Below are 22,745 nucleotides of genomic sequence, written 5' to 3' on the forward strand. Positions count from 1 at the left end.
ACGAGTAGGAGATGCAACCCGATGACAGACGCACTCAAGCGGCTGGCCGACGCAGGCGTCGCGGTCTGGCTCGACGACCTTTCGCGCAAGCGCATCACATCCGGCAACCTCGCCGAGCTGATCGACGAGAGCCATGTGGTGGGCGTGACCACCAACCCGTCGATCTTCCAGAAGGCGATCGCCGGCGCTGACGGCTACCAGCAGCAGGTGGCCGATCTCGCCACCCGCAAGGTCACCGTCGACGAGGCCGTTCGCATGATCACCACGGCGGACGTCCGGGACGCCGCCGACATCCTGCGCCCGGTCTACGACGCGACCGGCGGCCAGGACGGCCGGGTCTCCATCGAGGTGGACCCGCGCCTGGCGCACAACACGGCGGCCACCATCGCCGAGGCCAAGCAGCTGGCCTGGCTGGTGGACCGGCCCAACACCTTCATCAAGATCCCGGCCACCAGGGCGGGCCTGCCCGCGATCACCGAGGTGATCGGGCTCGGCATCAGCGTCAACGTCACGCTGATCTTCTCGCTGGAGCGCTACCGCGAGGTCATGGACGCCTTCCTGGCCGGTCTGGAGAAGGCCAAGGCCGCGGGGCTCGACCTGCAGAAGATCCACTCCGTGGCGTCCTTCTTCGTGTCCCGCGTGGACACCGAGATCGACAAGCGCCTCGACAAGCTGGGCACCGACGAGGCCAAGGCGCTGCGCGGCAAGGCCGCGCTGGCCAACGCCCGCCTCGCCTACCAGGCGTACGAGGAGGTGTTCGGCTCGCACGACAAGTCGACGCCGCCGTCGGAGCGCTGGGCCGCCCTGGACCGGGCCAACGCCAACAAGCAGCGTCCGCTGTGGGCCTCCACCGGCGTCAAGGACCCGGCCTACAAGGACACCCTCTACGTGGACGACCTGGTCGCCCCGGGCACGGTCAACACCATGCCGGAGGCCACCCTGGAGGCCGTCGCCGACCACGGCCAGATCACCGGTGACACGGTGCACGGTACATACGAGCAGGCCAGGGCCGAGCTTGACGCGCTCGCCGGGGTCGGAATCTCGTACGATGACGTTGTACAGCTCCTCGAGGACGAGGGCGTCGAGAAGTTCGAGACGTCCTGGAACGACCTGCTGAAGTCCACTGAGGCGGAGCTGGGCCGCCTCGCTCCTTCGGAGGCGTGAGAGACCTTGTCACTTTCCACGAGCGGAGCCAATCCGCTGCGTGACCCCCGGGACCGGCGGCTTCCGCGCATCGCGGGGCCGTCCGGCCTGGTCATCTTCGGCGTCACGGGCGACTTGTCCCGCAAGAAGCTGATGCCGGCCGTCTACGACCTGGCCAATCGCGGCCTGCTGCCGCCGGGCTTCTCGCTCGTCGGCTTCGCCCGCCGCGACTGGGAGAACGAGGACTTCGCCCAGGTCGTGCACGAGGCGGTCAAGGAACACGCCAGGACCCCCTTCCGCGAGGAGGTCTGGCAGCAGCTCGCCGAGGGCTTCCGCTTCGTGCCCGGCGAGTTCTCCGACGACGAGGCATTCGAGAAGCTGCGGGAGACGGTCGACGAGCTGGACAAGGCGCGCGGCACGGGGGGCAACTTCGCCTTCTATCTGTCGGTCCCGCCGAAGTTCTTCCCCTCCGTCGTCCAGCAGCTCAAGAAGCACGGCCTGTCCTCCGGGCCCGGTGACTCCTGGCGGCGCGCCGTCATCGAGAAGCCCTTCGGCCACGACCTGACCAGCGCCCAGGAGCTCAACCAGGTCGTCCACGAGGTCTTCCGGCCGAGCGACGTCTTCCGGATCGACCACTACCTGGGCAAGGAGACGGTCCAGAACATCCTGGCGCTGCGCTTCGCCAACACCATGTTCGAGCCGCTGTGGAACCGGTCGTACGTCGACCACGTACAGATCACCATGGCCGAGGACATCGGCATCGGCGGCCGGGCCGGCTACTACGACGGCATCGGCGCCGCGCGCGACGTCATCCAGAACCACCTGCTGCAGCTCCTCGCGCTGACCGCCATGGAGGAGCCCTCCTCCTTCGACGCCACCGCGCTGGTCACCGAGAAGCTCAAGGCGCTCAAGGCCGTCAAGCTGCCGAGGGAGCTGGGCAAGCACACCGTGCGCGGCCAGTACGCCCATGGCTGGCAGGGCGGCGAAGAGGTGCTGGGCTATCTGGAGGAGGAGGGCATCGACCCCGACTCCAAGACCGACACCTATGCCGCGATCAAGCTGGAGATCGACAACCGCCGCTGGGCGGGCGTCCCCTTCTACCTGCGCGCGGGCAAGCGGCTCGGGCGGCGGGTGACCGAGATCGCGGTGGTCTTCCAGCGCGCCCCGCACTCTCCCTTCGACGCCACCGACACCCAGGAGCTCGGGGAGAACGCCCTGGTCATCCGGGTGCAGCCGGACGAGGGCATCACCATCAGGTTCGGCTCCAAGGTGCCCGGCACCTCCATGGAGATCCGGGACGTGACGATGGACTTCGCCTACGGCGAGTCCTTCACCGAGTCCAGCCCCGAGGCCTATGAGCGGCTGCTGCTCGACGTCCTGCTCGGCGACGCCAACCTCTTCCCCCGTCACCAGGAGGTGGAGGAGTCCTGGCGGATCCTCGACCCCGTCGAGGCCTACTGGGACGGGCACGGCAAGCCCGAGCAGTACACGGCGGGCACCTGGGGGCCGAAGGCGGCGGACGAGATGCTCGCACGAGACGGACGGAGCTGGCGTCGGCCATGAACATCGATCTCACCGACACCACGTCCAGCCAGATCAACGCTGCTCTGGTGCAGGCGCGGAGGGCGGCGGGGATACCGGCCGTGGGCATGGTGCTCACCCTTGTCATCGTCACCGACGAGGGAAACCACTACGACGCGCTGAAGGCCGCGAGCGAGGCGTCCAAGGAACATCCCTCGCGCATCCTGGTCGTCATCAAGCGGCCAGGGCGCTCGCCGCGCGACCGCAAGACGGCCCGGCTGGACGCGGAGGTGCGGATCGCCGGCGAGAGCGGCACCGGCGAGACGGTGCTGCTGCGGCTGCACGGCGAGCTCGCGGGCCACGCCCAGTCGGTGGTGCTGCCGCTGCTGCTGCCGGACGCCCCGGTGGTGCTGTGGTGGCCGGACGACGCGCCGGAGCACCCCAGCGAGGACCTGCTGGGCCGGCTGGCCGCCCGCCGGATCACCGACGCCCAGGCCACCGAGGACCCGGTGGCCACGCTCGCGCTGCGGGCCAGGACGTACACCCCGGGCGACACCGACCTGGCCTGGACCCGCGTCACGCCGTGGCGCAGTGTGCTGGCCGCGGCGCTCGACCAGAAGCACTCGGCGATCACCTCCGCGGTGGTCGAGGGTGAGGCGTACAACCCCAGCGGCGAGCTGCTGGCCCTGTGGCTGGCTGAGCGGCTGCGGGTCCCGGTGCAGCGACAGGTCTCGGAGGGCCCGGGGCTGACCGCGGTGCGGCTGGAGACGGCCGACGGCACGATCTGCCTGGACCGGGCGAACGGATCGCTGGCCGAACTGGCGATGCCGGGGCAGCCGGACCGGCATGTCGCACTGCAGCGGCGGGACAAGTCGGAGCTGATCGCGGAGGAGCTGCGGCGTCTGGACCCGGACGAGATGTACGCCTCGGCGGTGAAGTTCGGGGTGAGCAGGCTCGGCAAGGGCATCAGCGGCGCGGCCGAACAGCCCGCGGCGCGGGCCGGTGCCGCGGGCGGCGCTGCTGCGAGCGGGAGTAGCGGTAAGGCCGGTGGCGGGGCCCGTCCGGAGCCTGCGCACAAGGCGGCCGGGGCCCCGGCGCATCCGGCCGGCGGCGCCGGTGACGCGGGGACGGGCGGCACGGTCGGCAAGGCGGCGTCGTGACTGCTGCGCAGGTCGTGGTCCACCGCGACAAGGAACTGATGGCACAGGCCGCGGCGGCCCGGCTGATCACAAAGATCGTGGACGCCCAGTCCGCCCGCGGCTCGGCCTCGGTCGTGCTGACCGGCGGGCGCAATGGCAACGGCCTGCTGGCCGCGCTCGCCGAGGCGCCCGCCCGGGACGCCGTGGACTGGTCGCGGCTCGATCTGTGGTGGGGCGACGAGCGGTTCCTGCCGGAGGGCCACCCGGACCGCAATGTCACCCAGGCGCGGGAGGCACTGCTGGACGCGGTGGGTCTGGACCCGGCCCGGGTACACCCGATGCCGGCCTCCGACGGCCCGTGGGGCAGCGAGGTGGAGGCCGCCGCGGAGGCGTACGCCGAGGAGCTGGACCGGGCCGCGCGGCCGGAGAACCACGGCGCGGTGCCGTCCTTCGACGTGCTGCTGCTGGGCGTCGGCCCGGACACCCATGTGGCCTCGCTCTTCCCGGAGCTGCCCGCCGTACGGGAGGCCGAGCGGACGGTGGTGGCGGTGCGCGGTGCGCCCAAGCCCCCGCCCACCCGGGTCTCTCTGACCCTGCCCGCGATCCGCGCGGCGCAGGAGGTCTGGCTGCTGGCGGCGGGCGAGGACAAGGCCAAGGCGGTGACGATCGCGCTGTCGGGGGCCGGGGAGATCCAGGCCCCGGCCGCGGGCGCGTACGGCCGCCGCCGCACGCTGTGGCTGCTGGACCGGGCCGCCGCGTCGGGGCTGCCGCGCGAGCTGTATCCCCCGGCGTCGCCCTGACGGGGCGCGAGACACAGCCGGACGGGCCGACTGGGCGGAAACCCAGTCGGCCCGTCCGGCGTCTTATGGGGCCTCAGCGACCGCGCAGCGAGCGGTACGTGGCGACCAGCCGCGCCGTGGAGGCGTCGAGCCCCGGCACCTCGGCGCCCTCGGTGAGGGCGGGCTCGACGCGCTTGGCGAGGACCTTGCCGAGCTCGACCCCCCACTGGTCGAACGAGTCGATGTTCCAGACGGCGCCCTGGACGAACACCTTGTGCTCGTAGAGCGCGATCAGCTGGCCGAGCACCGAAGGAGTCAGCTCGGCGGCCAGGATCGTGGTCGTGGGGCGGTTGCCGGGGAAGGTCTTGTGCGGCACCAGCTCCGGCGCCACCCCCTCGGCGGCCACCTCCTCCGCCGTCTTGCCGAACGCCAGCGCCTGGCCCTGGGCGAAGAGGTTGGCCATCAGCAGGTCATGGTGGCCGGCGAGGATCGGGGACAGGTCGGCCACCGGGTTGGCGAAGCCGATCAGATCGGCCGGGATCATCTTGGTGCCCTGGTGGAGCAGCTGGTAGTAGGCGTGCTGACCGTTGGTGCCGGGGGTGCCCCAGACCACCGGGCCGGTCTGCCAGTCGACCGGATTGCCCTCGCGGTCCACCGACTTGCCGTTGGACTCCATGTCCAGCTGCTGCAGATACGCGGTGAACTTCGACAGATAGTGGCTGTACGGCAGCACCGCATGCGCCTGCGCGTCGAAGAACTGCCCGTACCAGATGCCCAGCAGCCCGAGCAGCAACGGCGCGTTCTCCTCGGGCGGGGCGCAGCGGAAGTGCTCGTCGACGAGGTGGAAGCCGGCCAGCATCTCGCGGAAGTGCTCCTGGCCGATGGCGATCATCAGGGACAGGCCGATGGCCGAGTCGAAGGAGTAGCGCCCGCCGACCCAGTCCCAGAACTCGAACATGTTGTCGGTGTTGATACCGAACTCGGCGACTTTCTCCGCGTTGGTCGACAGCGCCACGAAGTGCTTGGCGACCGCCTCCTGGCCCGCCTCGAGCCCCCTCAGCAGCCAGCGGCGGGCGGAGGTGGCGTTGGTGATGGTCTCGATGGTGGTGAAGGTCTTGGAGGCGACGATGAACAGCGTCTCGGCCGGGTCGAGCCCGCGCAGCGCCTCATGCAGATCCGCCCCGTCGACATTGGAGACGAAGCGGAACTCCAACTCGCGGTGGGTGTAGGCGCGCAGCGCCTCGAAGGCCATCGCCGGGCCCAGGTCGGAGCCGCCGATGCCGATGTTGACGATGTTCTTGATGCGCTTGCCGGTGTGGCCGGTCCACTCCCCCGAGTGGATCCGGTCGACGAACGGGCCCATCTTGGTGAGCACCGCGTGCACTTCGGGGATGACGTCCTTGCCGTCGGCCTCGATGACCGCGGAGTGGGGCGCGCGCAGGGCGATATGGAGCACCGACCGGTCCTCGGTGGTGTTGATCTTCTCGCCCCGGAACATGGCGTCCCGCAGCTCGGCCACCCCGGTCGCCTGGGCCAGCTCCCGCAGCAGGCGCAGGGTCTCGTCGGTCACCAGGTGCTTGGAGTAGTCCAGGTGAAGGTCGCCGACCTGAACGGTGAACCGCTCCGCGCGCTCGGGGTCCTGGGCGAACAGCTCGCGCAGCTGCGCATCACCCAGCTCCTGGCGGTGTGCGGCCAGTGCGTTCCACTCCGGCAGCTGGTCGAGCCTGCTGCGGCCATCTGCGTTCATCTCGGAATCAGCCCACTTCTCGTCGGTGCCTGGCCCCCGTGGCCCCCAACCTAGTTGATCGGGGAGCGCATACCGGGGACGAGGGCCACCAGTCCGCCGGCGAAGAGCGCGGCGGCCGCCAGCGCCGGTGTGTTCAGCCCCCATGCGCCGGCTATGACCCCGCCGAGCAGGGCGCCGAGCGGGGCGCCGACGGTCGACAGCGTACGGAAGGCGGCGCTGACCCGGCCCAGCATCTCGGCCGGGCTGCGCTGCTGCATCATCGTCACCTCCGTGACGTTCCAGATGATCCCGGCGAAGCCGAAGACGCCGAAGGCGGCAGCGGCGGCCGGCAGCTCGCGGATGGTGCCCAGGGCGAGGAGGGCGGCTATCTGCGCGATACCGCACACCACGATCGTGGGACCGCGCCCCAGCCGCTCCGCCACCCGCGCGGCCACCAGCCCGCCGGCCACGCTGCCGATCCCGTAGACCGTGATGACGGCCGCATAGCCCGCGTCCCCGGCGCCCAGCCATCCGGTGACATGCAGCACCAGCGTGGCGATGAGGGCGCCGATGCCCACATTGCACAGCATGGTGGACACACACAGCGCCCGCAGCAGCCGGTCCCGCCACAGCACCCCGATGCCCTCGGCCATATCCCGCCGTATCGTGCTCCCCGGCGCCCGGGGCTCCCGCCGCGGCGCCCGCGCCCGCCCGCCCAGCGAGGCGACCAGCGCGGCGGCGGCGAGATAGGTGGCCGCGTCGGCCGCGTACGGCACGGCGGCGCCAAGGCCCAGGGCCACCGGCACCAGCGGCGCGCCCACGAACCGGCCCATGACCTCCTGCCCGGTCATCAGGCGTGCGTTGGCCCGGCTCAGGGCCTCCGGCGCCACCACGGACGGCAGCAGGGCCGTGGCGGCGTTGTCGAAGAGGGTCTGCAGGGTGGTGAGCGCGAAGGCGAGGGCGAGCAGCAGGCCGATCGTGGCATGTCCCAGCCATACGGCGACGGCGAAGGCGGCCATCAGCACGCCCCGCGCCACATCCACCGCCCACATCGCCCGCCGCTGGTCCACCCGGTCGGCGATGGTCCCGCCGAGCAGCCCGAACAGCAGCCACGGCAGAAAGCCGCACGCGGTCACCAGCGAGACCAGCACCGGGGAGTCGGTCAGCGAGACGGCCAGCAGCGGAAGCGCCGCCCCGCGCAGCGCGTCCCCGAACCGGGACACCACCGCGGCCCCCCACAGCCGCCCGAAACCGCCCCGCCACGCGAGCGACACGGCCCGCTCAGCACCTTGCTCACCGGCCTCCACCGTGGCCATGACGCCCCCTCCCGAACCGCACGGCACCCCACATCACGACCGTAGCCCCCACCACTGACAACGGCCCGGCCGCGCACCCCCGTCAGAGGTGCCCGGCCGGGCCGTCGTACTGTGCGTCGTCCCGCCTGCCGCTCAGATCTCGCCGCGGAGCTTGGCGAGAGCCTCGGCGAGGATCGCCTCGCCGTCGGCGTCGCTCCGCCGCTCCCGCACATACGCCAGATGCGTCTTGTACGGCTCGGTGCGCGGCGGGTCCGGCGGGTTGTCCCGGTCCTTGCCGGCCGGGAAGCCACAGCGGGGGCAGTCCCAAGTGTCCGGGATCTGCGCGTCGCTGGCGAAGCTCGGCACGGTCTCGTGCCCGTTCGAGCACCAGAAGGAAATACGCAGGCGAGGCGCCGATTCGCCTCGCTCCGCTTCTCCCATCGGCCCCGCTCCGACCCGACTTCCACGGATCGCGTTGCCACTTGCCACGGTCGTAACTCCCTGCGTGATGGTGCCGCGAAGCATTGGTAGGCAGCTCCGCTGCCGGGCGCCCCAGTCTACGTAAGGCCCAACGCGCGTCCAGTGAGAGGAGTTACACCCTCCCCCGGCCTTCGGCCGGGAGGTACCCCCGAGGACGCAAGCCCATGATAAGCCGCGCTCGCGACGGTGCGTCAGCTATCGGCTCAATCGAGCTTGATCAGCAGGCCGAGCACCACGATGCAGACGAACCACAGCAGGCCGATGACGACGGTGATCCGGTCCAGGTTGCGCTCGGCGACCGAGGAGCCGCCCACGGAGGACTGCATACCGCCACCGAACATGTCGGACAGACCTCCGCCCTTCCCCTTGTGCATGAGCACCAGCATCATCAGCAGAACGCTGAAAATAATGAGGGCGATCGAGAACCCCATGACCACGGCTGGAACCAACTCTCTCGGGCTTGGACGGGACGGTAAAGAACGGTAAGGAGCGGGGGCCGGGCAGTGCCTTCCGCACCACCTCGACCCCCGCCAGGGTACGACGAGTGACCTGCTACGGCCTACTCACCGGTCTGCTCACTGGTCTCGGAACCGGACGATCTTGACGAAGTCGTCCGCGTCCAGGCAGGCACCGCCGACCAGCGCGCCGTCCACGTCGGGCTGCGCCATGATCGCGGCGACGTTCCCGGGCTTCACCGAGCCGCCGTACTGGATCCTGACCTTGTCGGCCAGCTCCTGGCCGTACAGCTCGGCCAGGCGGCCCCGGATGGCCCCGCAGACCTCCTGGGCGTCCTCGGGGGTGGCCACCTCACCGGTGCCGATGGCCCAGACCGGCTCGTACGCGATCACGATCCGCTCGGCCTGCTCGGCCGGGACGTCCTTCAGGCCCCCGTCGAGCTGCGCGAGCGTGTGCGCGACCTGGTTGCCCGCCTTGCGCACCTCCAGGCCCTCGCCGACGCACAGGATGGGGGTGACGTCGTTCTTGAAGGCGGCCTTGACCTTGGCGTTGCACAGCTCGTCGGTCTCGCCGTGGTACTGGCGCCGCTCGGAGTGGCCGACCGCCACATAGGAGCACCGCAGCTTGGCGAGCATCGCGCCGGAGATCTCCCCGGTGTACGCGCCGGAGTCGTGCGCCGAGATGTCCTGGGCGCCGTACTTGAGCTTCAGCTTGTCGTGCTCGACCAGGGTCTGCAGCGTCCGGAGGTCCGTGAACGGCGGCAGGACCGCGACCTCGACGGCCTCGTAGTCCTTGTCGGTGAGCGAAAAAGTGATCTTCTGGACATGGGCGATGGCCTCGAGGTGGTTGAGGTTCATCTTCCAGTTGCCCGCGATCAGCGGGGTGCGGTCACTCACGGTGTTCAGTCCTCCAGTGCGGCAAGGCCGGGGAGCGTCTTGCCCTCGAGGTATTCGAGGCTCGCTCCGCCGCCGGTCGAGATGTGGCCGAAAGCATTCTCGTCGAAGCCCAGGATCCGTACGGCGGCGGCGGAGTCTCCGCCGCCCACCACGGTGAAGGCCGGGCTCTCGACCAGCGCCTGGGCGACGGCCCTGGTGCCCTCGGCGAAGTCGGGGTGCTCGAAGACGCCCATCGGGCCGTTCCAGAAGACGGTGGCGGCGTCGGCCAGCTTCGAGGCGTACAGCTCGCAGGTCTCCGGGCCGATGTCCAGACCCATCTGGTCGGCCGGGATCTGCGCGACGGAGACGGCCTGCGGGTGGGCCGGGGCCTTCGTCTTCAGGTCCGGGAACTCGGGGCCCACCAGGACGTCGACGGGGAGCACGAACTCCACGCCGCGCTCCTTGGCGCGCGCCAGGTACTCCTGGACGGCCTCGATCTGGTCGTCCTGGAGCAGCGAGGTGCCGATCTCGTGGCCCTGGGCCTTGAGGAAGGTGTACGCCATGCCGCCGCCGATCAGGATGCGGTCGGCCCGCTCCAGGAGGTGGTCGATGACGCCGAGCTTGTCGGACACCTTGGCGCCGCCGAGGACCACCGCGTACGGGCGCTTCACGTCCTCGGTGAGCTGCCTGAGGACGTGCAGCTCGGCGGCGATCAGATCGCCCGCGGCGTGCGGCAGCCGCGCCGGGAGGTCGTACACGGAGGCGTGCTTGCGGTGCACCGCGCCGAAGCCGTCGCCCACGTACAGGTCCGCGAGGCCGGCGAGCTGATCGGCGAAGGCGCCGCGCTCGGCGTCGTCCTTGCTGGTCTCACCGGCGTTGAAGCGCAGGTTCTCCAGCAGCACCACATCGCCCTCGCCGAGCCCGGCCACCGCCTCGCGGGCGCTCTCCCCGACCGTGTCGGTCGCGAACGCGACCTGCTTGCCGAGGAGTTCGCCGAGCCGCCGGGCGACCGGGGCGAGCGAGAAGCGGGGCTCGGGCGCGCCCTTGGGCCGGCCCAGGTGGGAGGCGACGATCACCTTGGCGCCCGACTCGGTGAGCTTGGCGATGGTCGGCACGGCGGCGCGGATACGGCCGTCGTCGGTGATCGTCTCGCCGTCGAGCGGAACGTTCAGATCGGCGCGGACGAAGACCCGCTTCCCGGCGACCTGAAGATCGTCAATCGTCTTCACAGAGGACTCCTAGTTCATGGGACAGGGCCCGTACGACAGCGTCGTACCGGGCCCTGTCCTGGCTCATCTCGGCAGCGGTCAGAGCTGGTTGCCGACGAAGACGGTCAGGTCGACGAGGCGGTTGGAGTAGCCCCACTCGTTGTCGTACCAACCGATGACCTTGACCTGCTTGCCCTGGGCCATGGTCAGCGAGGAGTCGAAGGTGCAGGAGGCCGGCCAGTTGACGATGTCCGAGGAGACGATCTCGTCCTCGGTGTACTCGAGGATGCCCTTGAGCTGGCCCTCGGCGGCCTTCTGGAAGGCGGTGTTGACCTCGTCCCTGGTGACCTCGCGGTCCAGCTCGACGACCAGGTCGGTGACCGAGCCGGTGGGCACCGGGACGCGCATGGCGATGCCGTCCAGCTTGCCCTTGAGCTGCGGGAGCACCAGGGCGGTGGCCTTCGCCGCGCCGGTCGAGGTCGGGATGATGTTCTCCGCGGCGGCCCGCGCGCGGCGCAGGTCCTTGTGCGGGAAGTCCAGGATGCGCTGGTCGTTGGTGTACGCGTGCACCGTGGTCATCAGACCCTTGGTGATACCGAAGGCCTCGTCGAGGACCTTGGCCATCGGGGCGACACAGTTGGTGGTGCAGGACGCGTTGGAGATGACGTGGTGGTTGGCGGCGTCGTACTTGTCCTGGTTGACGCCCATGACGATGGTGATGTCCTCGCCCTTGGCGGGCGCGGAGATCAGGACCTTCTTGGCACCGGCGGCCAGGTGCTTCGCGGCGTCGTCGCGCTTGGTGAAGATGCCCGTCGACTCGATGACGATGTCGGCGCCGAGCTCGGCCCAGGGCAGCTTGGCCGGGTCCCGCTCGGCGAACGTCTTGAACGTCTGGTTGCCGACGGTGATGGTGTCGTCGGTGTGGCTGACCGCCTGCTTCAGCCGACCCAGGATGGTGTCGTACTTGAGCAGGTGGACCAGAGTGGCGTTGTCGGTCAGGTCGTTGACACCGACGATCTCGATGTCCGCACCCTGGTCCAGGAGCGCGCGGAAGTAGTTGCGGCCGATGCGGCCGAAGCCGTTGATGCCTACGCGGATCGTCACGAACCGATCTCCTCGTTGGTGTGCCGGTATGGACGCCGGCGAGCCTTATTGGATGTCCCCGACCGCATCCGACCCTACCGCTATCACGGGACGTACGTGACATTGGCGCCGTCGGCCCGCGACCACTGAAAAGTGGTACGGACCGACGGCCTCGGTTTACCCATCAGTCACTTTCTGTCACGAATGGTCAACGTCGCAGCGCACGCAGCGCGGCCCCCACGAGTCGCGTCCGTTCGGCGGCGCCGGGGATGTGTTCCAGGCCGAAGCCGAGGAGCACGGTGTCCCGGGTGGTGACCGCGGCCGAGGTGTGGAACAGCTCCCGCGACCGGGTCCAGTCGGCGGAGTTCGCCGGGCTGCCGGCCGGCGCGCCGGGCACCGCCCAGGGGCCGAGCGCCGTCTCGAAGCCCTCCCGGTCCCGCTCGGCGCCACCGACGACGAGCGCGGTGCTGTCGGCCAGGACGCCGAGCCCGCCCGTACCGGAGTCGGTCACATACGAGATGGAGAGCTCGACCTTTTTGCCCGCGTAGCCGCTCAGGTCCACGGAGACGGGCCGCCAGCCCTCCGAGGAGCCGTTGAAGGCGTTCCACTTGCCCGTGGTCCCGCCCGCCTCACAGGCGTTCGCGCCACGGGTCAGGTAGTGCGCCAGGAACGGGTGCAGGGTCAGATAGCAGTCGTCCGGGGCGGTGGTGGAGGTGGCGCCATTGGTGTCGGGCAGGGTGGTCCAGTCGTCCTGGCCCACGGTGTGCGCCTCGACAATCGCATAGTCGTAACCGGGTTCGGTGTCATAGCTGAGCCGGAACCGCAGACTCGGCTTGTCGGCCGCGGTGTCCCCGGTCAGATCGACGGTGCGGGACAGCCGCATCCAGGAGCGGTCCCGGTGCAGCGCCGCCGCCATCCACTCGCCGTCGTACGGCTGGAACGGGCTGCGCGCGCCCGGGTAGTCGCCCGCGGCCGCGCTGCGGAACTGCGGGAACTGCTCCGGCGGCAGCGCGTCGGAGGTGACGGTGTACCCGCCCGCCGCGTCCAGGGGGTTGTCCGCGGCGTCGGCGAGGGTGGCACCCGTGCCCGCGAGGGCGCCGGCGCCCCGGAAGCTCGGCGGGGACGTCAGCGACAGACGGCGGTCGGCGCCCAGGTAGTACTGGCTGAAGTCATCGGTGTCGGCCGGGCCGACCACGGAGCTGCCGCCCGCCCGCTCTCCGCTGGTGATGAGCTTGCCGCCCTCGTTGAGGAAGTCGCGCACCGCGAGCAGGGTCGCGCCGCCGGGCCGCTGGGCGCCGGTGTACCAGTACACGGTCTTGAAGTGGCTCAACACCCCCAGTGCGTGCGGCGCTCCCTGGGTGGCGACGTCCCATACGGCGGACTTGCGGCCGTTGTCGGCGAGCGCCTTGGTGTACTCGGCGGTGTGCCGGGCCGCGGTGGTGCCGCCCTCGTCGGCGATCACCAGGGTGTCGGCGCGCGGCCGCTCGGCGACGCGGTAGGTGAAGGGTTTGCTCGCGGTCGGCTCGCCCTTGGCGGTGCGGCCGGTGAACCAGACCTCCACCTTGTCGCCGGCGTCCGCGCCCTTGACCGTGGCGCGGTACTGGTCGAAGCGGATGTTGTCCTCGCCGCCGTAGGTCTCGCCGCCCTTCCAGGGCCCCAGCTGGGCGGTGCGGGTGCGGCCGCCGTCGATGCGGTAGTTGAGCTGCTTGCCGCGCACGCTCTTGCGGGCGGTCACCGAGACCTCCTGGCCGGCGCCGCGGGCGTAGGAGGTGGTGAAGGCGTCCGGGGTGAAGTCGGGGGCGTCGATGCCGACCGGGGAGTTGGGCCGGTCGGGGTGTTCGGCGGTCTCGGCGACGGCGAGCGCGAACGGGATGTTCTTGGCGAACTCTTCCTGGATGAGCTTTTTGTCATCCGGGAAGGTGAAGACGGATTCGCAGTCGCCGGGCAGCCAGGCGTCGTCGGGGTCGACGGCGGAGGCCGTCTGACAGGTCGACATCTCGGGGGTGAACATCATCATCCCGTTGACGTTGGCCGCATGGCCGTCGGCCTCGCCGTTGGTGGTGTAGAGCTCGGAGGAGACCTGCGGGTGGTAGCCGGGGATCGCGGACTTCTCCGGGGTGCCGGCGAGGGACTTGTAGAGGATGTCGTCGGGGGTGGGGGTGGAGACCTGCCAGCCGACGCCGTAGAGCAGCAGTTCGGCGGCCGAGTGGTAGTTGATGCCGTACTCGAAGCCGATGCGTTTCTCGAAGGCGTCCAGCGCCTTGGTCTCCGGCTCGGAGCCGGGGCTCGGGCCTCGGTAGACCTCCTCGGCCGGGTCGGGGGACGAACCCTCGTTGTCGTAGCCCCACTTGTAGCGGAAGTTGCGGTTGAGGTCGACGCCGTCGCCCGTGGTGATCTTGCCGTCGCCGTCGTTGTCGCGCAGATTCTTGCGCCACTGCCGGTTCTCGGGGCTCTGGTGGGTGAAGTCGTAGCCGTCCGGGTTGGCGGAGAGGACGAACCACAGCTCCGTACGGTCCACGATCCTGGTGACGCGGTCGTCCTTGCCGTAGTTGTCGAGGTAGTAGTGCATCAGCCGCCGGGTCATCTCCGGGGTGATCCACTCGCGGGCGTGCTGATTCGACATATAGAGCACCGAGGGCTTGGTGCCGTCGGGGGTGCGGTCGGCGCCCTTGCTGAGCTTGAGGGCGAGGATGTCATTGCCTCGTACGGTCTTGCCGATGCTGACGACCTTGGTCAGCCCGGGGTGCGCCTGGCCGGTCTCGACGATCTCCTGCTTGAGGCCGCCCTCGCCGCTGTACGGGCGGAAGACGCCGTCACCCGCGGCCTTGACCCGGTTCACGGCCTTCTGGGAGATCTCCTTGCGGATGAGGCGGACGCCCTGCCCGCGCAGCGCCTCCGCCTGCTTGCCGGTGAGGTAGAGCTCGACCTGCCCGGTCCCCTTCTGCGGCAGCCGCTCGCCCAGTTCATGCCCGTCGGCTCCGGCCTTGAGCAGCAGCGGCACCTGGGCCCGGGTCACCTGGGCGGTCCATACCGACAGCCCCTCGTCGGCGGCTTGAGGCCGCGGCCGGGCCTGTGCCGTGGAGGTCGCCGCCACCCCTCCCAGCAGCAGCGAGGCCACCGCGATGATCGATCTGGCCTTGTGTCTTGTCATGAGCCCCCCTTGTCGCATCGGTCTCGTCCCATCGGTGCGCAGGCGCCTAAGACTTGTCACACCCCATGATCATGTCAATGCCATCGCAAGACCGTCATACGACACGAAAAGGGCAGCGAAAAACCCCCGGCTTCGCGGCGGAAGCCGGGGGCGGGAGAGGTCAGTCGTGCGGTCCTTCCGTACGGTCCTTCCGTACGGAAGGACCGCCTGACCGGTGTGGCTGTGCGGCTGGTGCAACCGGCGTGGCTGGTGCAACCGGTGCGGTCAGCCGACCATGCCCTCAGCCATCTCCTCCGTCAGGCTGGACTCCGTACCGGGGATCCCGAGGTCCTGGGCGCGCTTGTCCGCCATGGCCAGCAGGCGGCGGATACGGCCCGCGACGGCGTCCTTGGTCAGCGGCGGGTCGGCGAGCGCGCCCAACTCCTCCAGGGACGCCTGCTTGTGCTCCATGCGCAGCCGGCCGGCCGCGGCCAGGTGCTCGGGCACCTCCTCGCCCAGGATCTCCAGCGCGCGCTGCACCCGGGCCCCGGCGGCGACGGCGGCCCGGGCCGAGCGGCGCAGATTGGCGTCGTCGAAGTTGGCGAGCCGGTTGGCGGTGGCGCGGACCTCGCGGCGCATCCGGCGCTCCTCCCACGCGAGCACCGACTCATGGGCGCCGAGCCGCGTCAACAGCGCGCCGATGGCATCACCGTCACGGACGACAACGCGGTCAACACTGCGCACCTCCCGCGCCTTGGCGGCGATCTGCAGCCGGCGCGCCGCGCCGACCAGCGCGAGCGCGGCCTCGGGGCCGGGGCAGGTCACCTCGAGCGAGGAGGAGCGGCCGGGCTCGGTGAGCGAGCCATGGGCGAGGAAGGCCCCGCGCCAGGCGGCCTCGGCGTCACAGGTGGCACCCGAGACGACCTGCGGCGGCAGCCCGCGGATCGGCCGGCCGCGGCCGTCGACCAGCCCGGTCTGCCGGGCCAGCTGGTCACCGCCCGCCACCACCCGCACCACATAGCGGCTGCCGCGGCGCAGCCCACCGGGGGCCATCACCACCAGATCCGAGGAATGCCCGAAGATCTCCAGGATGTCTTTGCGCACTCTTCGGGCCGCGATGCCCGTATCCAGCTCCGCCTCGATCACGATGCGCCCGCTGACCAGGTGCAGCCCGCCCGCGAACCGCAGGATCGCCGAGACCTCCGCTTTCCGGCAGCAGGTGCGGGTGACGGGGAGCCGGGAGATTTCGTCCTTCACCGCTGCCGTCATCGCCATGGGCCGATCCTTCCATGCATCCGAAAAATACGGTCGTACGCGGCCGCCAAAAGCTCCGGGTCGTGTTTCGGGGAGCCGTCGGGCCTGGCCACCGGCGCCAGCTCGACCGTGCCGCCCAGCCGCTTCGCGGCGTCGCACAGACTGCCCTGGTCGGGGACGGCGGCCTGGTCGGCCAGCACCACGTCGAAGGCGAGTTTAGGGGCGTGTCGGGCCAAAACCTCCAAATGACGCTGCGGGGAGAAGCCGTCGGTTTCACCGGGCTGGGGGGCCAGGTTCAGTGACAGGACCCTCCGGGCCTTGGTGTCGGTGAGCGCTTCCAGCAGCTCGGGGACCAGCAGATGCGGAATCACGGAGGAGAACCAGGAGCCGGGGCCCAGCACCACCCAGTCGGCGTCCAGGACCGCCTCGACGGCCTCGGGGACCGCCGGCGGATCATTGGGCACCAGATGGACCGACTGCACCTCGCCAGGGGTGAGCGCGACGGTGGCCTGCCCGCGCACCGTGGTGACCTCGTCCGGGCGGCCCGGGTCATGGCCGCGGACGAACGCCTGGAGCTCCAGCGGGACCGCCGACATGGGCAGCACCCGGCCGTGCGCGCCCAGCAGCTTGCCGACCAGGTCCAGGGCCTTGACGTGGTCGCCCAGCTGCTCCCAGAGGGCGACGATCAGGAGATTGCCGACCGCGTGGCCGTGCAGCTCGCCCTCGCTGGCGAAGCGGTGCTGGATGACCCGGGCCCAGGTCTGGCCCCAGTCGTCGTCGCCGCACAGCGCGGCCAGCGCCTTGCGCAGATCGCCGGGCGGCAGCACACCGAGCTCATCGCGCAGCCGCCCGCTGGAGCCCCCGTCGTCGGCGACGGTGACGACGGCGGTCAGATCGCCGGTGATCCGGCGCAGGGCGGCGAGCGAGGCGGACAGCCCCATCCCGCCGCCGAGCGCGACCACCTTGGGCTGCGCTCCTCTGCTGGTACGGGATCCGACCAGCCGCCGCAGCCGTCTGGTCCTGATCGTCACTCGCGCCCCATGTCACGGTGGACGATGACGGTCTCGACTCCCTCGGCGGCGAGCCGGGCGGCCAGCCGCTCGGACATCGCGACGCTGCGGTGCTTGCCGCCCGTACAGCCGACGGCGATGGTCACATAGCGCTTGCCCTCGCGGCGGTAGCCGGCCGCGATCAGCTGCAGCAGCTCGGCGTAGCGGTCCAGGAACTCCTTGGCGCCGGGCTGGTTGAAGACATAGCCGGCGACCTCCTCGTTGAGCCCGGTGAAGGGGCGCAGCTCCGAAACCCAGTGCGGGTTCGGCAGGAAGCGGCAGTCCACCACCAGGTCGGCGTCGACCGGCAGGCCGTACTTGTAGCCGAAGGACATGACCGTGGCGCGCAGCTCCGGCTCCTCCTCGCCGGCGAACTGGGCGTCCATCTTGGCGCGCAGCTCGTGCACATTGAGGCTGGAGGTGTCGATCACCAGATCGGCGTCGCCGCGCAGCTCGCGCAGCAGGTCCCGCTCGGCCGCGATGCCGTCCACGATCCGGCCGTCGCCCTGGAGCGGATGCGGGCGGCGCACCGACTCGAAGCGGCGCACCAGGGCCTCGTCGGACGCCTCCAGGAACAGGACGCGGCGCTTGACGTTCTTGGCGGCCAGGTCCGCCAGGGACTCGCGCAGATTGTCGAAGAAGCGACGGCCGCGGACGTCGACGACCACCGCGATACGGGCCACATTGCCCTGGGAGCGGGCGCCGAGGTCCACCATGGTGGGGATCAGCGCGGGCGGCAGGTTGTCCACCACGAACCAGCCGAGGTCCTCCAGACACTTGGCGGCGGTGCTGCGGCCCGCCCCCGACATGCCGGAGATGATCACCAGCTCGGGGATGGCCGTCGCCTCGGCGGCAGCGTCTCCGGGGGTGCCCGTATTCACCTGCGCTCCGTCTCCATGGTTCTCATGCTCATTCATCTGTCCGTCCCCCGCGTCGCTGATGACGCCACGCTTGTGGCCTCATCCTCAATGATCTCTCCTGTGGCGGTGTTCACCGCCGGGGCGGCCGGGGCCGCCGTGGCGAGGGCGGCCGCGACAGTCTCGGCCGTCTTACGGCCCACCCCCGGCACCTCGCATATCTGCTCGACCGTCGCGGCGCGCAGCCGCTTGAGCGAGCCGAAGTGCTTCAGGAGCGCCTGCCGACGGCTCTCGCCGAGCCCGGGCACGGTGTCCAGCGGGCCGGCCTTCATCGACTTGGCCCGCTTGCCGCGCTGGTAGGTGATGGCGAAGCGGTGCGCCTCGTCGCGCACGCGCTGCAGCAGATACAGCCCCTCGCTGCTGCGGGGCAGCACCACCGGGTCCTCGTCGTCGGGCAGCCAGACCTCCTCCAGCCGCTTGGCGAGGCCGCAGACCGCCACATCGTCGATCCCGAGCTCGTCCAGCGCCCGCTTGGCGGCGGCGACCTGCGGCCGGCCGCCGTCCACGACGACGAGCTGCGGCGGGTAGGCGAATCGCTTCGGCTTACCGCTCTCGTCGATGGGCCCGGCGGGCGCCTCGGGGTGTCCGTCCTGGGCCTCCTCGGGGTGCCCGTTCGGGGCCGCCTCGCCGTCGGGCGCCGGGCCCCACTCGCCGGTGTCCGTCTTCTCCTGCAGATAGCGGCGGAACCGGCGGCCGACGACCTCGTGCATCGCGCGGACGTCGTCCTGGCCCGCGAAGCTCTTGATCTGGAAGCGGCGGTACTCGCTCTTGCGCGCCAGGCCGTCCTCGAAGACCACCATGGATGCCACCACGTCCTCCCCCTGCAGATGCGAGATGTCGAAGCACTCGATGCGCAGCGGGGCCGAGTCCAGCTCCAGGGCCTCCGCGATCTCCTCCAGGGCACGCGAGCGCGTGGTCAGATCGGAGGCGCGCTTGGTCTTGTGCAGCGCCAGCGCCTGCTGCGCGTTGCGCGCGACGGTCGCCATCAGGTCCTTCTTGTCGCCGCGCTGCGGGATGCGCAGATCGACCCGGGAGCCGCGGCGGTCGCTCAGCCACTGGGCGACCGACTCGGCGAGCTCGGGCAGGGCGGGGACCAGGACCTCCTTGGGGACCGCGTCGCCCTTCTCCTCCCCGTACAGCTGCTGCAGCGCATGCTCGACCAGCCCGGCCGTGTCCACGGCCTCCACCTTGTCGGTGACCCAGCCGCGCTGGCCGCGGACCCGGCCGCCGCGCACATGGAAGATCTGGACGGCGGCCTCCAGCTCGTCCTCGGCGATCGCTATCAGGTCGGCGTCGGTGGCGTCGGCGAGCACGACCGCGTTCTTCTCCATGGCGCGCTTGAGCGCCCCGATGTCGTCGCGGAGCCGGGCCGCCTTCTCGTACTCCATCTCCTCGGCGGCCTCCTGCATCTGCTGCTCCAGGCGGCGCAGATAGGCGCCGGTGCGCCCGGCCATGAAGTCGCAGAACTCCTCGGCCAGCCGCCGGTGCTCCTCGGCGGTCACCCGGCCCACACAGGGGGCGGAGCACTTGCCGATATAGCCGAGCAGACAGGGGCGGCCGATCTGGGCCGAGCGCTTGAACACCCCGGCCGAGCAGGTACGCACCGGGAAGACCCGCAGCATCAGATCGACGGTCTCGCGGATGGCCCAGGCGTGGCCGTACGGACCGAAGTAGCGCACGCCCTTCTTCTTGGGGCCGCGCATGACCTGGACCCGGGGGAATTCCTCGTTGAGCGTGACGGCGAGGGACGGATAGCTCTTGTCGTCGCGGTACTTGACGTTGAACCGGGGGTCGAACTCCTTGATCCAGGAGTACTCGAGCTGCAGCGCCTCGACCTCCGTGCTCACCACGGTCCACTCCACGGAGGCGGCGGTGGTGACCATGGTGCGGGTGCGCGGATGGAGATTCGCCAGGTCCTGGAAGTAGGAGGAGAGCCGCGGGCGCAGGCTCTTCGCCTTTCCGACGTAGATCACCCGGCCGTGCTCGTCTCGGAACTTGTAGACCCCCGGCGACTCGGGGATCTGTCCCGGCTTGGGGCGGTAGCTGCTCGGGTCGGCCATGGTCACCACCCTACTGGCGGGGAGTGACAGTCCGGAGCGGTCGGGCCGGGTGCGCCGCACGGGATGTCGCCGCGTGCGCGTAAACGCTTGCGCAAGCGTTTACGCAGCGCCTGGAATGAGGTACGTTCCTGCCTCGACCCGGTCCGGGGCGACTGGCGGACGGTGAGGGGACAGTCACAGATGGCGACGATGGCTGATGTGGCCCGGCGCGCGGGCGTGTCCGTGGCGACGGTGTCGCATGTGCTCAACGAGACCCGTCCCGTGCTCCCGGGCACCCGCCAGGCCGTGCTCGACGCCATCGACGCCCTGGGCTACACCCACAACACGCTCGCCCGCTCCCTGGTCACCGCGCGCACCCGCTCGATCGGCCTGGCGGTCTCGGCGATCAGCAATCCGTACTTCACCGAAATCCTCCAAGGCGTCGAGGCCGGCGCCCTGGAGCACGGCTACGGGCTGCTCATCGCCGATCCGCACGACGACCCCGAGCAGGAGCGCAAGGCCGTCCAGCTCCTCCATGAGCGGCGGGTGGACGGAGTGATCGTCGCCGCCTCCGCCGAACCCCGCGCGATGCTCGACTACCTGACCCGCCACCAGGTCCCCGCCGTCTTCCTCGACCGGCTGGTCACGGACGCCCACGACCAGGTGAGCGCGGAGAACGCCCAGCACGTCGAAGAGCTCGTCCGCCACCTCGCCGACCTCGGCCACACCCGCATCGGCCTGGTCGCGGGCGCGCCGGGGCTGAGCACCACCGCCGAGCGGACGGCCGGCTACCGGGCCGGGCTGCGCCTGCGAGGGCTTCCGTTCGACCCCGAGCTGCTGGCCGGCGGCGACTCCGAGGCGGATGGCGCGCGGGAAGCCACCCACCGGCTGCTGTCGGCCGCCCGGCCGCCCACCGCGATCGTCACCGCCAACAACGCGATGACCATCGGCGCGCTGCGCGCCCTGCGCGAGGCGGGCCTCGGCGTGCCGGACGACATCGCGCTGGTCTGCTTCGACGACTTCTCCTGGGCCGATGTGTTCTCGCCCCGGCTCACCGCGATCTCGCAGCCCAGCCGCCAGATCGGCGCCACCGCGGTCAGACTGCTGCTCGACCGGCTGGCGGACCCCTCCCGGCCGCCGCGAACCGTCCGGCTGCCCTGCGCCTTTGTGCACCGCACCTCGTGCGGCTGCGAGGAAGCCGCAAGTGAAGCGCCCGGCGGGGCCGTCCGCCAGCCGGCGAGCAGCAGCCGGCCCCGGGACCCCCATCCACCCACAACGTGAGGAACCGCCTCGTGATTGTCGTCGCCGGAGAAGCCCTGATCGACCTGGTGCCCGACCGCCCGGCCACGGCCGGCCCCGCGGCTGACCCGGCCCTGCCGGCGCTGCTGCCGCGGCGCGGCGGCGGCCCGTACAACACTGCGGTGGCGCTGGGCCGGCTGGGCTCGCCGACCGCCTTCTGCTCCCGGATCTCGACCGACGGCTTCGGCGGGGCGCTGATGGCGGGGTTGCACGAGGACGGCGTGGACACCGCGCTGGTGCAGCGCGGCGCGGAGCCGACCACGCTCGCGGTGGCCTCGATAGCCCCCGATGGATCGGCGGGCTACGGCTTCTACGTCGAGGGCACCGCGGACCGTCTCTTCGAGCTGCCCGAGGCCCTTCCCGACTCGGTCGCGGCGCTGTCCTTCGGCACCTGCTCGCTGGTGCTGGAGCCGGGCGCGAGCGCGTACGAGGCGCTGCTGCGGCGCGAGGCGGCGCGCGGCGTCTTCACCGCGCTCGACCCCAACATCCGCACCGGTCTGATCCCCGACGCCGACGCCTACCGGGCGCGGTTCCGCGGCTGGCTGCCGCATGTCGGGCTGCTCAAGCTGTCGATGGAGGACGCCGCCTGGCTGGCCGGCGCCCAGGACCCGGCGGCGGCCGCCCGGGAGTGGCTGGCGGCGGGCCCGGCGGCCGTGGTCCTCACGCACGGCCGGGACGGCATCAGCGTCCTCACCCGGGGCGGGGGCGGCTGCGCCGTCCCCGGCGTACAGATCGAGGTCGTGGACACCATCGGGGCGGGCGACACGGTGAACGCCGCGCTGCTGCACCGGCTGGCGGCGCATGAGGCGCTGTCGGTGGACGCGGTGGCGAAGCTGGACGAGGCGGCCTGGCGGGATGTGCTCGGCTTCGCGGCGCGGGCCGCCGCCGTCACCTGCTCCCGGCCGGGCGCCCAGCCGCCCTACGCGGCCGAGCTCTGACCGCTGGGGCCCCCGGGAGCCTCGGGGGCCCACAGAGCGGCCCCGCTAGGCGCTACGAGGCGCTGTGGGGCGCCGTGGAGGCATCGCGAGGCGCGTCCCCGCGCAGTCGCCGTTGCCCGCCCCGGCCGTACCCGCCCGGCCTGTGCGCCGCGGCCGCGCGGCCGGATGGCCCCCCGCGCCCGCAGGCCCCGGCGCCGAGTCTCCGGTCCGCAGTCCCCAGTTGCTGGGGCGCGGCGCAGTCGCCCGCGACCCGGGCCCGGGAGGGCCGGCGACTTGGGGCCCGGAGGTGCGGTCCGGCGCCCGGTTGGCCGCCCCGAGATGGCCGGGCACATGGCGGCGGCGCAGGCCGCTCGCGCGGCGGGTGCGGAGCGCGCCGTGCCCAAGCAGGGGCGCGGCACGCTCCGGCGTATAGCC

Annotated in this window: 18 protein-coding genes; 6 read left to right on the forward strand and 12 right to left on the reverse strand. The window is 71.2% G+C overall.

The features are described 5' to 3' along the window. The first annotated feature begins 21 nt into the window (after positions 1-21). From tal to pgl, 4 genes are read left to right on the forward strand one after another with little or no spacing between them, the layout of a single operon-like run. Complete coding sequence (gene tal, locus ACH4U7_RS04730; RefSeq protein ID WP_398526589.1) at positions 22-1,164, forward strand: transaldolase; 1,143 nt, start codon at positions 22-24, stop codon at positions 1,162-1,164. Positions 1,165-1,170: 6 nt separating this feature from the next. Further along, positions 1,171-2,706, forward strand: coding sequence for a glucose-6-phosphate dehydrogenase (zwf, locus tag ACH4U7_RS04735; protein ID WP_398526590.1), 1,536 nt, complete (start codon positions 1,171-1,173; stop codon positions 2,704-2,706). Then, positions 2,703-3,824, forward strand: a complete 1,122-nt coding sequence (gene opcA / locus ACH4U7_RS04740) for a glucose-6-phosphate dehydrogenase assembly protein OpcA (RefSeq protein WP_398526591.1) — start codon at positions 2,703-2,705, stop codon at positions 3,822-3,824. The genes zwf and opcA overlap by 4 nt, the downstream gene beginning before the upstream one ends. 38 nt (positions 3,825-3,862) lie before the next feature. Continuing rightward, positions 3,863-4,603: a 6-phosphogluconolactonase gene (pgl, locus tag ACH4U7_RS04745; protein WP_398526992.1), complete on the forward strand. Its 741-nt coding sequence runs from the start codon at positions 3,863-3,865 to the stop codon at positions 4,601-4,603. Positions 4,604-4,676: 73 nt separating this feature from the next. Here the strand turns inward: pgl and pgi are convergent, their stop codons facing one another. The 12 genes from pgi to uvrC form a co-directional block, all read right to left on the reverse strand. Then, a complete protein-coding gene (gene pgi, locus ACH4U7_RS04750) occupies positions 4,677-6,329 on the reverse strand; it encodes a glucose-6-phosphate isomerase (protein WP_398526592.1) in 1,653 nt (550 codons plus the stop codon). 50 nt (positions 6,330-6,379) lie between these two features. Then, positions 6,380-7,624: an MFS transporter gene (locus ACH4U7_RS04755; protein ID WP_398526593.1), complete on the reverse strand. Its 1,245-nt coding sequence runs from the start codon at positions 7,622-7,624 to the stop codon at positions 6,380-6,382. A 132-nt stretch (positions 7,625-7,756) separates the two neighbouring features. Next, positions 7,757-8,092: an RNA polymerase-binding protein RbpA gene (locus ACH4U7_RS04760; RefSeq protein ID WP_009718803.1), complete on the reverse strand. Its 336-nt coding sequence runs from the start codon at positions 8,090-8,092 to the stop codon at positions 7,757-7,759. 194 nt (positions 8,093-8,286) lie between these two features. Continuing rightward, positions 8,287-8,514: a preprotein translocase subunit SecG gene (gene secG, locus ACH4U7_RS04765; RefSeq protein ID WP_014180602.1), complete on the reverse strand. Its 228-nt coding sequence runs from the start codon at positions 8,512-8,514 to the stop codon at positions 8,287-8,289. Between the two features lie 144 nt (positions 8,515-8,658). Then, positions 8,659-9,435 (reverse strand): triose-phosphate isomerase, encoded by a 777-nt coding sequence (gene tpiA, locus ACH4U7_RS04770; RefSeq protein ID WP_398526594.1) that lies wholly within the window; start codon positions 9,433-9,435, stop codon positions 8,659-8,661. A 5-nt stretch (positions 9,436-9,440) separates the two neighbouring features. Beyond that, on the reverse strand, positions 9,441-10,643 hold the full coding sequence (locus ACH4U7_RS04775) for a phosphoglycerate kinase (protein ID WP_398526595.1): 1,203 nt from the start codon (positions 10,641-10,643) through the stop codon (positions 9,441-9,443). Between the two features lie 78 nt (positions 10,644-10,721). Then, on the reverse strand, positions 10,722-11,726 hold the full coding sequence (gene gap / locus ACH4U7_RS04780; protein WP_089511329.1) for a type I glyceraldehyde-3-phosphate dehydrogenase: 1,005 nt from the start codon (positions 11,724-11,726) through the stop codon (positions 10,722-10,724). Positions 11,727-11,913: 187 nt separating this feature from the next. Then, entirely contained in the window at positions 11,914-14,856 is a 2,943-nt protein-coding gene (locus ACH4U7_RS04785; RefSeq protein ID WP_398526596.1) for a M14 family zinc carboxypeptidase, read from the reverse strand. A gap of 264 nt (positions 14,857-15,120) precedes the next feature. Continuing rightward, on the reverse strand, positions 15,121-16,110 hold the full coding sequence (gene whiA, locus ACH4U7_RS04790) for a DNA-binding protein WhiA (RefSeq protein ID WP_089511332.1): 990 nt from the start codon (positions 16,108-16,110) through the stop codon (positions 15,121-15,123). Beyond that, on the reverse strand, positions 16,101-17,120 hold the full coding sequence (yvcK, locus tag ACH4U7_RS04795) for a uridine diphosphate-N-acetylglucosamine-binding protein YvcK (protein ID WP_398526597.1): 1,020 nt from the start codon (positions 17,118-17,120) through the stop codon (positions 16,101-16,103). The genes whiA and yvcK overlap by 10 nt, the downstream gene beginning before the upstream one ends. Beyond that, on the reverse strand, positions 17,117-18,055 hold the full coding sequence (gene rapZ, locus ACH4U7_RS04800; RefSeq protein WP_398526598.1) for an RNase adapter RapZ: 939 nt from the start codon (positions 18,053-18,055) through the stop codon (positions 17,117-17,119). Before rapZ ends, yvcK begins: the two co-directional genes overlap by 4 nt. Further along, positions 18,052-20,115: an excinuclease ABC subunit UvrC gene (gene uvrC, locus ACH4U7_RS04805; protein ID WP_398526599.1), complete on the reverse strand. Its 2,064-nt coding sequence runs from the start codon at positions 20,113-20,115 to the stop codon at positions 18,052-18,054. Before uvrC ends, rapZ begins: the two co-directional genes overlap by 4 nt. Before the next feature lie 180 nt (positions 20,116-20,295). On the opposite strand from uvrC, the gene ACH4U7_RS04810 reads away from it, so the two are divergent. Both ACH4U7_RS04810 and ACH4U7_RS04815 read left to right on the forward strand, forming a co-directional pair. Next, positions 20,296-21,375: a LacI family DNA-binding transcriptional regulator gene (locus ACH4U7_RS04810; protein ID WP_398526600.1), complete on the forward strand. Its 1,080-nt coding sequence runs from the start codon at positions 20,296-20,298 to the stop codon at positions 21,373-21,375. Positions 21,376-21,386: 11 nt separating this feature from the next. Next, a complete protein-coding gene (locus ACH4U7_RS04815) occupies positions 21,387-22,331 on the forward strand; it encodes a carbohydrate kinase (protein ID WP_398526601.1) in 945 nt (314 codons plus the stop codon). Positions 22,332-22,745 lie beyond the last annotated feature (414 nt).

The organism is Streptomyces sp. NPDC020845 (assembly GCF_044334165.1).
Lineage (GTDB): Bacteria > Actinomycetota > Actinomycetes > Streptomycetales > Streptomycetaceae > Streptomyces.

Excerpts from the sequence above, each read along its gene's own strand:
- ACH4U7_RS04755 (WP_398526593.1), bottom strand. The coding sequence starts at position 7,624 with ATGGCCACGGTGGAGGCCGGTGAGCAAGGTGCTGAGCGGGCCGTGTCG.
- pgl (WP_398526992.1), top strand. The coding sequence starts at position 3,863 with ATGGCACAGGCCGCGGCGGCCCGGCTGATCACAAAGATCGTGGACGCC.
- ACH4U7_RS04810 (WP_398526600.1), top strand. The coding sequence starts at position 20,296 with ATGGCGACGATGGCTGATGTGGCCCGGCGCGCGGGCGTGTCCGTGGCG.
- secG (WP_014180602.1), bottom strand. The coding sequence starts at position 8,514 with ATGGGGTTCTCGATCGCCCTCATTATTTTCAGCGTTCTGCTGATGATG.
- ACH4U7_RS04785 (WP_398526596.1), bottom strand. The coding sequence starts at position 14,856 with ATGACAAGACACAAGGCCAGATCGATCATCGCGGTGGCCTCGCTGCTG.
- tal (WP_398526589.1), top strand. The coding sequence starts at position 22 with ATGACAGACGCACTCAAGCGGCTGGCCGACGCAGGCGTCGCGGTCTGG.
- rapZ (WP_398526598.1), bottom strand. The coding sequence starts at position 18,055 with ATGAATGAGCATGAGAACCATGGAGACGGAGCGCAGGTGAATACGGGC.
- uvrC (WP_398526599.1), bottom strand. The coding sequence starts at position 20,115 with ATGGCCGACCCGAGCAGCTACCGCCCCAAGCCGGGACAGATCCCCGAG.
- pgi (WP_398526592.1), bottom strand. The coding sequence starts at position 6,329 with ATGAACGCAGATGGCCGCAGCAGGCTCGACCAGCTGCCGGAGTGGAAC.
- whiA (WP_089511332.1), bottom strand. The coding sequence starts at position 16,110 with ATGGCGATGACGGCAGCGGTGAAGGACGAAATCTCCCGGCTCCCCGTC.
- opcA (WP_398526591.1), top strand. The coding sequence starts at position 2,703 with ATGAACATCGATCTCACCGACACCACGTCCAGCCAGATCAACGCTGCT.